The sequence below is a fragment of the Flavicella sp. IMCC45668 genome, assembly GCF_057219105.1.
This window is the reverse complement of sequence record NZ_CM170114.1, coordinates 2462360-2474370: the sequence shown is the minus strand read 5'-3', so window position 1 is coordinate 2474370 and position 12011 is coordinate 2462360. Positions and strand designations below refer to the sequence as shown.

The window sequence follows — 12011 nt, the reverse complement described above, 5'->3', positions numbered from 1 at the left end:
GGCGGGAGCCTTAAAAAGCTCCCGTTTTATTAAAGAAACAGAAAATGAAAAAGCTAAACTAATTAAAATGTCGAAAAAAAATAATATCGCATATAGTCCAGCTGGGAAATTTGAAGAGACAAGATTTGAGAAAATACACAATGTTATTTTCGATGATTCTAAGCAGGCTTCAATTGAAGTTGCAAATGAAATTGCTAGTTTAATCAAACTAAAGGCTCAAGAAAACAAACCTTGTGTACTTGGCTTGGCAACGGGCTCTACACCGATAAAAGTGTATGAAGAGTTGATAAGACAGCATCAAGAAGAAGGCCTTAGTTTTCAGAATGTAATTTCTTTCAATTTGGATGAATATTACCCAATGAATCCTGAAGATATACAAAGTTACTATTACTTTATGCATGAATATTTATTCAAGCATGTAGATATATTACCTGAAAATATTAATATTCCTGATGGTTCTTTACAAGGAACAGATTTACATCAATATTGCATCGATTATGAATTAAAAATAAAGGAATTAGGAGGCATAGATTTTCAATTGTTAGGAATTGGTAGAACTGGGCATATTGGATTTAATGAACCCGGGTCTCATTATAATTCAGGTACAAGAACCATTACTTTGGATTCTATGACAAGAGAAGATGCTGCACCCGCATTTTTAGGTTTAGACAATGTGCCCAGAAAAGCCATTACAATGGGAATTGGGACGATCACCAAGGCGAAAAGAATTGTTCTTTTAGCATGGGGAATCACCAAAGCAGATATCATAAAAAAAACAATTGAGGGTGAAGTTACTTCTTCAGTGCCGGCTACCTATCTTCAGAGTCAGGAGAATACTACATTTATTTTGGATAAGGAGGCTTCTTCGGAATTAACAAGAAATAAAACACCTTGGTTAGTTACCTCTTGTATATGGACAGAAGACTTAAAGAAGAAGGCTATTTGTTGGTTGAGTGAATTGTTGAATAAATCCATTCTAAAATTAACAGACAAAGATTATAATAATAATGGGATGTCTAGTTTGATTGCTGAGGAAGGAAGTGCCTATGAGTTGAATATAGAGATGTTCAATGCCTTGCAGAATACCATTACAGGTTGGCCTGGCGGTAAACCAAATTCTGATCACACCAAACGACCAGAAAGAGCGACTCCAGAAAAAAAACGAGTGATTATTTTTAGTCCACATCCTGATGATGATGTAATTTCTATGGGTGGGACTTTTGATAGGTTGGTTGAACAAGGTCATGAAGTGCATATTGCATACCAAACGTCAGGAAATATTGCTGTTTCAGATGATGAAGCATTAAAATTTGCTGAGGTTACGGGATACATGAATATTCAATCTGATCTAATGAGAGGGGTAATAAATGATATTCAAAGCAAACAACCTTATAGTATTGATAGTCCAGAAACTAGAAAACTAAAAGGAATGATTCGTAGAGGAGAGTCTCTTGCTGCTACACGTTATTTAAGCTTGCCAGATAAAAATGTTCATTTCTTAGATCTTCCATTTTATGAAACAGGTACTGTTAAAAAAGGAAACCTTACTCAGGCTGATATTACAATTATTAGCGATTTGATAACTGATATCAAACCGCATCAGATTTATGCCGCGGGTGATTTAGCGGATCCGCATGGAACACATAAAGTATGTTTAGATGCTATTTTTGCCTCTTTGGAGGAGTTAAAACCACAGAAGTTTATGGACGATTGTTGGGTTTGGTTATATCGTGGTGCTTGGCATGAATGGGAAACACATGAGATAGAAATGGCGGTTCCAATGAGTCCAGATCAGGTATTAAAAAAGCGACATGCAATATTTTTTCATCAATCTCAGAAAGACGGAGTTATGTTTCAAGGAGATGACTCACGTGAGTTTTGGGTACGTGTAGAAGATAGAAATAGGCTTACGGCAAATAAATACAACCATTTAGGCTTGGCAGACTATGCTGCAATCGAGGCATTTAAACGCTATCATTTCTGATGAAACAGCTAGTTGTGTTATTGCTGTTGGTTGGACTTGTTTCTTGTGAAAAAGAACCGAAGAATAGCATCGTTGGGACTTGGGAGTTACAGACAGGAATTATTATCAAACAAGGTGATTCCGTATTTACAGATTACACGAAAGAGCAACGTTTGATAAAAATCATTAATAGTACTCATTTTTCCTTTTTACGACATGATTTGAAAAAAGGGACAGGTACTAATAGCATTTTTATTGCGGGAGGTGGTTCTTATAGTTTTGATGGAAAAACGTATAAAGAAAACCTTGAGTTCTGCACAGGAAGAAGTTGGGAAGGAAAAGATTTTTCTTTTGAAATGGAATTTAAAAATGACACATTGATCCAAAGAGGATTTGAAAAAAATGAAGAGGTAGGAATTGATCAAGAAATTATTGAAACCTATGTCAGAACAAAAAAATAAGACCATGAAAAACTATATATATCTATTGTTTTTGGGTTTAGGAATATTATTCCCTTTTTCAATACACGCTCAACAGGCGGAAGAGAAATTGAATCTTATGCCTTGGCCTCAGAAAGTTGAAATACACGAAGGGAAGTTTTTATTAAACAAAAATTTTAATTTACGTATTAACGGGAATTATAATGACAGAATTTTTAGTTATTCTAATTCTTTTTTAAGAAGACTTGACGGAAGAACTGGCTTGTTTTTTACACAAGGAATTATTGATAATAAATCATCTTTTTCAGATGAGGCAAGTTTGAATATTGAAATCGAACGCGCTGGAATTGTAGAGTTGCATGAAGATGAATCTTATACTTTAAAGGTTGCCGAAGATGGAATTACTATAAATGCAACTACAGATATTGGAGCCATAAGAGCCTTGGAAACATTATTGCAGTTACAATCCTATACTGAAAACAACTATTATTTTCCTTTGGTCTCTATTTCGGATGCACCGCGTTTTGCATGGAGAGGTTTGATGATTGATGTTTCTCGTCATTTTCAACCTGTGCATGTTATTAAAAGAAATTTGGATGCAATGGCGGCAGTGAAGCTGAATTTGTTTCATTGGCATCTCTCGGATGATCAAGGGTTTCGAGTGGAGATAAAAAAACATCCAAAATTGACACAGTTAGGGTCTGATGGGGATTTTTATACGCAGAGTCAAATAAAAGATGTTGTTGCATATGCTGCAGCTAGAGGGATACAAGTAGTTCCAGAAATTGATGTGCCAGGTCATGCCTCTGCATTGTTAACGGCCTATCCAGAACTTGGAAGTGCCGTGAGAGAAAATTCTATAGAAAGGAATGCTGGAATTTTTGATCCAACTTTAGACCCAACAAACAAAAGAACGTATAAGTTGCTGGCTGATATCTTTAAAGAATTGGCAGCTTTATTTCCTAGTAATTATGTGCATATTGGTGGGGATGAAAACGAAGGGAAAGATTGGGACAGTAATAAGGATATTCAGGCGTTTATGTTAAAGAATGGTTTACAAACAAATCATGATTTACAAACGTATTTTAATATCAAACTTCAAAAAATCCTTCAAAAGAACGGGAAACAGATGATTGGGTGGGAAGAGATCCTAACACCTACCATTCCTACTTCCGCAATTATTCATTCTTGGAGAGGTGAAAATGAAGGCTTACCAGCAAAGCAATCTTTAGTGAATGCTACTAAGAATGGAAATCAGACAATATTATCTAATGGGTATTATATTGATTTGATGTATTCGGTAGAAGATCATTATAAGGTAGATCCTATGCCAAATGTTAGTTTGACAGAGGAAGAAAAAAATAGAATATTGGGAGGGGAGGCTACCATGTGGAGCGAATTAACGACGTCTAGAAGTATAGATTCAAGAATTTGGCCTAGAACCGCTGCAATTGCAGAAAGATTTTGGTCTCCAAAAGAAATAGTATCTATCGAAAGTATGTATAGAAGATTGGAAGTTGTAAATCATCAATTAGAAGAATTAGGATTGTTACATATTTCTAACCGAGCAGTGATATTTAGGAATTTAACGGATAATCAGTCTGTTCAGTCTATTAGGGTTTTGTCTGATGTGTGTGAGCCGCTAAAGGGATATACTAGAAATAAAGACGGAGTGGAGTATCAAATGTATTCTCCGTTTACCTTGTTTGCTGATGCATGTGTTGCTGATGCCAAACAGAAAATAAATTTTGCTTCTTTGGTTGATTCTTTTGTGTCCGATGGAACAAAAACCAGTGAGTTGAGAGAACTATTGTTGCTATGGAAAAACAATTATAATGAATTTGTGAAACTGAAAAGTAATCCAAAATTACAGCAGTTGGAGCCAATGGTTGCAGATTTAGCGACGGTTTCTGAATTGTTGTTAAATAGTATTGAGGCTACTGAAAATGGTGCAGATCGATTTAAGGAATTGGATGCGGCTATTTTAAAGCTGAATGCAAACACTGTTGATGTTGAGTTTGCGATTTTAGAAAGCTTGCAGTCATTGAGTGATTATTTGAAGAATAAAAAATATTTAGAGTCAAATACAGTGTCTCAACAATGAGATAATGTAAGTTTAGTATGTTTAGTTCGGTGTCCCAAATAGAAAGAGATTTTTATTTGGGATTTTTGTATGATACTATTCTAGATATTTAAAAATAGAAAGATTATCATTATTATGAAACAATATAAAATGGGTGGTTCCTTGAATTTCTATTTTTTTTATGGCCTTGGTGTTTTTTTGGACAGGAAAGAAAGGGGTTAATTTACTAGTTAATTCTTTATCTTGAATATTTAAAACAAAACCTTTAGCGGCATCGTATCGAACTGTTTCTACTTCGGCTTCATAGATGTTACCAACTCCAATAAGCTTCTTGTTATTTTGTTTGTCCTGATGTGTTACAAAATCTAAAATAGGACCTAGTTGACAGTTGATAGGTAATTTAATTTCTTTAAATTTTTTATTTCCTAAGTTTTCTAGTAAAATAGATTCAAAAGTATTGGCGTACTGGTGCAGGGCCTTTTCTAGCTTTTCTTTCCCATAAATTTGATCTAAAGTAGCATTTGCAAATTGTTGGTACGTAGCAATTTTTTTTGCTAAAAAAGGGGTTTGTTCCGTAGAGCATTGTTTTCCTCTAACAGGTACTAAATTACCATTTAAGGTTTTACTTAGGATAATATCGAAACTAGAATTATTGTCAAAATAGTCCGCATAGATATGCAAGGGTTTTGTAGGACTAGGATGGAATTTATTGTTTAAACCCATGTTTCCAATGAAATAATCCTGATCTCCGTCTCCATCGTAATCATAAGCTTTAATGGATTGATACCAGCCTTTATTTTTGTCAAGTTTAGGGAGGTTTAGTTTTTGAAATTTACCATTTGTGTTTTCAAATATGCCAATAGATTTCCATTCAGCAGCGAGTATTAAATCTTGATCGCCATCATTGTCAATATCACTGAATATACTTTGATTGATCATCCCAAAATCTCTTAATCCTTTTGAGTATTCATCTGTAATATCTTTAAAAACACCTAGATTGTTTTGTAGTAAATATGAGTTGGGTGCGGTTGGATATTTTCCAGGAACCACCCTACCTGCAATAAAAACATCTAAATCATTATCTTGGTCAATATCAGCGATGGTTATATCATTGGTAGATGACAGCATTTTTGGAAATGAACCTTCTGAAAAAACGCCACTTCCATTATTGAGGTAAATTCTATCTTGTAGCAAAGGAGAGTTGGGTTTCAATTCGTAACCACCGCTGGTTACAATCAAGTCTAAATCAGTGTCTCCATCGGCATCGAAGAAAATCGCATTTTGATCTTCGTATTTGGCATGTTTTATAAAAATTGGATTATGGATTTGGCTAAAGGTTCCTTTGTCGTTTTGTAGTAGGATTTGCCCGGGTTTTCCAAATCCATTTCCCAAAAATAAATCCTGTAATCCATCGTTATTTACATCCCCAATGGCTATAGCCTTACTTTGAGTAGATTGTTTTTGTGGTAGTAATAGTTGAAGTTTGTAATCATTAAAATTATTTTCAAAATGTTGAAATTCAATACCCAGATCTTTGGTAGAGATTTCAAGAAAAGAATTTTTTACTTTTGGTTTTAAGTATTGATTCTTCTGCGCTGTATATTGAAACTCAATGCAAGTATTTGCGCTAATTTGTTTTTTAATTTCTGTGGTTTTATCAGGCCATATCACTTGAATACTATCAATAGTTGTGCTAGATCCAATTCCAAAATTAAGGATGTTACTGATGCTAGATTGATATCCTCTACTGGTATTTTGTGAGAGTAATTGTTTTTGGTTGTTATGATACAAAATCACATCAGCACCTAAGGCATTTTTATTCTTTATGGAGCCTGTTAAGTTTACCTTGAGATAATTATTTTTACTGTTGTTTTTGTAGATAAAAGCATTTTCGTTTTGATTATTTACAATCAAGTCTAAGTCACCATCATTATCTAAATCTGCGTAGGCTGCGCCATTTGAGTTTACTTTTTCTTCTAACCCTGATAGTTGTGAATGATCCTTGAAACGAAGGTCCTTAGAATTTAAATAAAGGTAATTATGTAATTTTTCGGAAGGCATCATATTGATTGCTTCTTGCAAAGAAACTTTTCTTTTGTTTTGAATGTTTCCCTTCAGTTTGTTTCTGAAATCTTGATTGGATAAATCATTTTCTATTCCATTAGTGATAAAGATATCTTTGTAGCCATCATTATTGAAGTCAGCGATTAAGGGTGCCCAGCTCCAATCTGTTTTTGAGATTCCTGCAAGTTGACCTATTTCACTAAATTGTTTAACACCTCTATTTATTTGAAGCATATTTGCCATGTATTGATAATGATATCCTGAGGTTACCAAAGCATTGAAATTATCAGTACTCATGGTAGCCATATTTTTTTTGCTTCGCTTATGATCGGCAGCCATCATATCTAAAACAATTAAATCAGGCAATAAATCATTATTGATATCTGCGAAATCCGAACCCATACTATTGGCAGAAATATGATTGAAAAATTGTTTTGCAGATTCTGTAAATGTTCCGTTTTTATTATTGATATATAAGAAATCAGGTTGTAAAAAATCATTAGCAACAAATATATCTGGATAGCCATCTTGGTTAAAATCACCGATGGAAGCACTTAAGCCCCAAGCACAATTTTTGATTCCTGATTCAGTTGTGATGTTTTTAAAGGTTCCTTCTATATTTTCGAAAAGTTGATCAGACATTTCCAATATTGAGGTTTCTTTCTTTTCAATAATGGCATTGTTTTTAAAATCTGGTCTGTGATTGACTAAATACATATCCAAATCTCCATCGATATCAAAATCAAAAAAATAAGCCTGAGTTGAGAACCCTTGATGGTCTAGCTGGTATTGTTTTGCAGATTCTGTAAATGTTCCGTTTTTATTATTAACAAAGAGTTTATTTTTCCTTTTTTCACTATTTCTTAAAGATCCTGATTTACAAACATACATATCAGGCCAAGAGTCTTGATTGATATCTACAACGGTTACTCCAGTGGTCCATCCTTCTTTGTCTGCTGCGTTTGCTTTTTGCGTGATGTCTTCAAAAATAAAATTTCCTTTATTTAAGTATAGTTTATTTGAATTTTGGTTTGAAGAAAAGTAAATATCCTCTAGTCCATCTTGATTGAAGTCTAAAATAGCTACACCACCACCATTGTAAATATAAGGGTAGTTTAAAAAGTTAAAAGATAGGTTTTCCGTTACTTGGTTGGAGAAATCTATGTTGGATGTTGCAACAGGAACTTTACTAAATAAAATGGTGTTTTCTGTGTTCTTTTCTGAAGATGCATCAGAGCAAGAAAAGATAAAAAATAGAAGGGTACAGTAACTGAAAAATCTCATAATTCACTTTTTTTAAATTTACAAAGAATTTAAAATCAAATGAATTATGAGAAGGTACTTATGTCTATGTTTTTGGGTTGTTTGTCGATAAATTGACTTAGTTAACTAACTCAAATTGTGTTTTTATTGGTACACCATACAACGACTCAAGATCATTTTTGATTTTTTCGTAAAATTTAGTCATCGGAGGAACACTAAAATTTTTCCAAAATTCAGGGTGATAAGGAACCTTAATATCTCCCATGTCAACACCTTCAACCATGTTATCTTTTACTTTTATTTTGTCTTTATCTGTAATTACTTCAAGTACAAAAGCTTCATGTTTGTAGGCAACTGGAAGACTAGTTTTTGTTGTGTTCAAGGCCGCTTGCTGTTGTGGGGTTAATTTTTTACTATGCTTCATTTCTCGTTTGTGATAGCTTAAATATAGTTTTCCATCTTTGTTTTTTTTATAGATATATACAGCGTTGTTAAGTGTTGTTTCAAACCTGTAAACACTATAATTATCTAAACCAACATAAAGTTTGATGCGTAACCATTTGTGCTTTGTACTCTGCCCTTCAACAATAACAACACTTTCTCCATCATAACTTGTATCATCAATTTTGGTCCAGGTATAATTTTTGTCTTTGATTTTTTTTCTAAGAAGGTTTTGATCAGCCATATATTTTATGGCATGTTCCCATTGTTTTGTTTTTAAAAATCTATAGTCCGCAGATTTTCTTCCTTCTACTAATTCAATACTTCGCATTGTAGGAGATGAAGGACCGTTGTCTTTTATTTTCAAATAATGTTCTACAAAAAAACGAGAAACATTGTTTTCAACCGACGATCTTCTATAAAGAACATTGTATTGAAAGGTATTTCTAAGGGTGGTGTTTTTGATGTTTTTTATTGCAAGCTTTGGGTATTCTCCTGTTGCTAGAATTTCAATATCATCAAGCTGTAGGATGTCTTCTTCAATAATTATGGTTTTGTCGTCAAGCTCAATAAAATCTTTTATTAGAATTTTAAAGGTTTTGTAACCAATTGTTGAAATTTCTAAAGTATCGTTTACAACTTCTTTCGGGATGGATAATAAAAATGTTCCTTCGTCAGTACTAGAGGTACCAATGTTTTTAGATGGAATAGTAATCGCCGCATAAGGAATTGTGTAATCATTGGTGTCCTTGATAAGGCCTTCAAAGGTTAATTTTTCTTGCGAGAAGATGCTTTCGCAAAAAAAGATTGAGATGACTCCAAGGAGCATCATTTTTAGTGAGATTGATTTCATATGAGTTCTATTGGTTATTGTTTTACAGAATTTAATCCGTGTTAATTGGTTGTTTTTTTTCGATCAATTTTGAAGTAAACATGTTTTATAAAAATAATATCTTTTCATGAATCTTCCATAATGTTAGAAATTAATTGCTGAGAATAAGACATTTATTCTGTTGTTTTTTTTAGAGATGCAGTTTTTGTGCAGTTTATTTGAGAATATAGGAGGGTGTCCAAATTATGTCCATACTGTATTTTTTTCTTAGTAAAGACGAGGTGGTAACTTTGGAAGAAATTATTTAAACACCTATTTATTTATGATTTATTTAAAAAAAATAAGTTCTGTTGTTGTCTTACTTATGGCGGTATTCTCAATGAATGCTCAAGTATGGAAAGATGCAAATGCAAACATTGATGAAAGAGTAGAAGATCTATTGTCTAAGATGACGCTAGAAGAAAAAATAAGCTATTGCGGTTCAAGAATTCCTGCTATAGAGCGTTTAGACGTTCCTTATTTTGAATGGTATGGTGAAGCGTTGCATGGAATTATTGCATGGAATTGTACACAGTTTCCTCAAAATATTGCAATGGGATCTACTTGGAATCCTGATTTGATGTTTGACGTTGCAACTGCAATTTCAAATGAATCAAGAGCCCTCAAAAATATGGGTAAAAAAGAAGTTATGATGTTCTCTCCTACTGTAAATATGGCTCGTGATCCAAGATGGGGAAGGAATGAAGAATGCTATAGTGAGGATCCTTATTTAATGTCAGAAATGGCTCGAATGTATATTAGAGGAATGCAAGGTAATGATCCAAATTACTTAAAAACAGTTACAACTGTAAAGCATTATGTAGCTAATAATGTAGATAAAGGAAGAGAAAGGTCTCATTCAATGATTGGAAAAAAAGATTTGTATGAATATTACTTTCCAGCATATAAAACATGTATCGTAGATGAGAATGCTACCGGAATAATGACGGCTTTGAACGGGTTGAACGGAGTTCCTTGTTCTGCGGATGAATGGTTAGTAAATGCTGTTTTGAGAAATGAATGGGGATTTGAAGGATATGTGATTGCAGATTGGGCGGCAGTTCAAGGATTAGAAACTCGTATGCGTTATGCTTCTTCACAGGCAGAGGCTGCAGCGATGGCGATTAAAGCGGGTGTAGATCAAGAGTGTTTTAGAAATGCAGTGAAAAAAGCACCGATGGTAAATGCTTTACCGGAAGCTATTAAGCAAGGTTTATTAACAGAAGAGGAAATCAATGTATCTGCAAGGAGAATGTTAAAATTAAGGTTTAGAACAGGAGATTTTGATGCTCCTTCCTTAAATCCTTATTCTAAAATTCCAAAAAGCGTTTTGGAATGTGATGCTCATAAAGAATTGGCATTAAAAGCGGCTGAACAATCTATCGTATTACTGAAAAATAAAAAAGACATACTTCCTTTAAAAAAGACCATCAAGAGCATTGGAGTGGTAGGTCCATTTGCTGATAGATGTTGGTTAGGGATTTATTCAGGAAATCCTAAAAGTAAAGTGTCCCCTTTACAAGGAATTAAAAATAGTACTTCTGCGGAAATATTATATGCTGAAGGTTGTGCTTTGGCCAAAGATAAAGACGATGCAAAAAAAATAGCTGAAGCTGTTGAGGTTGCCAAAAAATCTGAATATGTTGTGGTTTTGGTTGGTAATGATGAGGCTACAGCTACGGAAAATGTAGATAGAAAATCATTGAAATTACCAGGAAATCAGCATAAGTTGATAAAAGCCGTACAAAAGGTAAATAAAAATGTGATCGTTGTGTTGATTCCTAGTGGTGCAACGGATGTTTCTTGGGAGCAGAATAATGTACCTGCGATCATATGCGCTTGGGCAAATGGACAAGAACAAGGAACAGCTTTGGCTAAAATGTTGTTTGGAGATGTAAATCCAGGAGGGAAATTGAATGCAACTTGGTTTAAATCTGATAATGATTTGCCAGATTTCAACGATTATAATGTTCAAAACGGAAGGACTTATATGTACTTTAAGGGAGATGCTTTGTATCCATTTGGTTATGGTTTGAGCTATACTGATTTTGAAGTAGGAAAAATGACTCTTGATACGAAAACCTTAAAACAAGAACAATTTCTTACGGTTACAGCAACAGTTACCAACACAGGTGAAGTAGCTGGTGATGAGGTTGTGCAAGTATATATTAAGGATGTTAAGTCGTCTCAAAAAACTCCTATGAAAGCACTTAAAGGATTTCAAAGAGTGTCTGTAAATGCAGGAGAAAGCAAGACGGTTGAGGTTAAAATACCTTATGAAGCGTTTTCATATTATAATGTTTCAGAAGAGAAATTTAAAGTGGAAGCTGGGAAGTTTGAAATTTTAGTTGGAAATTCTAGTGAGGCAATTAGTGAAGTGAAAACGATAAAGGTGGAAGCAGGTACCATCCCAGACATTAAAGTGGGTGACAAAAGTGGTTACTATAATTTTGATGCTGCAAAGCATGGTAGAAGTTGGGATTATCTCTATAATAAACCATCAGATATGAATAGTGTATCTAAAAAGGAAAAAGATACTTCAAGCTGGGTTGAGTATGAGATTACCTTTATTGATCCTGGTTTTTATGTGAATACTTGGGATGCAGAGTTAACTTTTAAGTCGGCAAGTAAAGAAGCAATTATTGAGACTTTTATGGCTGGGAATTCAATAAAAACCTATACGATTCTGAATAAACAACGAAAATTACAAATTAAGATTCCGATTCCACCAGAATATGGTCAGCCTGTAAGGTTAAGAATTAACACTAGAAAAGGGGATGTAGATCATGAGTCAATTAAAATAATTCCACCAGGTGATGTGAAACCTTTTGTGATTACAAAGATTGTGAATAGGTCTAAGAAATAAGTTTTGTGAGTAGATTATAG

6 protein-coding genes are annotated in these 12011 nt (G+C 33.8%); 4 read left to right on the top strand and 2 right to left on the bottom strand.

Annotation, left to right across the window (positions count from 1 at the left end; translation table 11 throughout):
- The first annotated feature begins 67 nt into the window (after positions 1-67).
- The 3 genes from nagB to AC2DZ0_RS10150 are packed head-to-tail and all read left to right on the top strand — an operon-like array spanning position 68 to position 4507.
- Positions 68-1984, top strand: a complete 1917-nt coding sequence (gene nagB / locus AC2DZ0_RS10160; protein ID WP_484641634.1) for a glucosamine-6-phosphate deaminase — start codon at positions 68-70, stop codon at positions 1982-1984.
- Complete coding sequence (locus AC2DZ0_RS10155) at positions 1984-2424, top strand: hypothetical protein (protein ID WP_484641633.1); 441 nt, start codon at positions 1984-1986, stop codon at positions 2422-2424. Before nagB ends, AC2DZ0_RS10155 begins: the two co-directional genes overlap by 1 nt.
- Before the next feature lie 4 nt (positions 2425-2428).
- Positions 2429-4507 carry a beta-N-acetylhexosaminidase gene (locus AC2DZ0_RS10150; RefSeq protein WP_484641632.1) on the top strand — a complete coding sequence of 693 codons (2079 nt, stop codon included), beginning with the start codon at positions 2429-2431 and terminating at the stop codon, positions 4505-4507.
- A 75-nt stretch (positions 4508-4582) separates the two neighbouring features.
- On the opposite strand, the gene AC2DZ0_RS10145 is transcribed toward AC2DZ0_RS10150, so the two are convergent.
- Together AC2DZ0_RS10145 and AC2DZ0_RS10140 are read right to left on the bottom strand one after the other, a co-directional pair.
- Positions 4583-7834, bottom strand: coding sequence for a VCBS repeat-containing protein (locus tag AC2DZ0_RS10145; RefSeq protein ID WP_484641631.1), 3252 nt, complete (start codon positions 7832-7834; stop codon positions 4583-4585).
- 97 nt (positions 7835-7931) lie between these two features.
- Positions 7932-9107: a carboxypeptidase-like regulatory domain-containing protein gene (locus tag AC2DZ0_RS10140; protein WP_484641629.1), complete on the bottom strand. Its 1176-nt coding sequence runs from the start codon at positions 9105-9107 to the stop codon at positions 7932-7934.
- A gap of 301 nt (positions 9108-9408) precedes the next feature.
- Here AC2DZ0_RS10140 and AC2DZ0_RS10135 point away from each other — a divergent pair, with 301 nt between their 5' ends.
- Positions 9409-11991: a glycoside hydrolase family 3 C-terminal domain-containing protein gene (locus tag AC2DZ0_RS10135; protein ID WP_484641628.1), complete on the top strand. Its 2583-nt coding sequence runs from the start codon at positions 9409-9411 to the stop codon at positions 11989-11991.
- Positions 11992-12011: the final 20 nt, after the last annotated feature.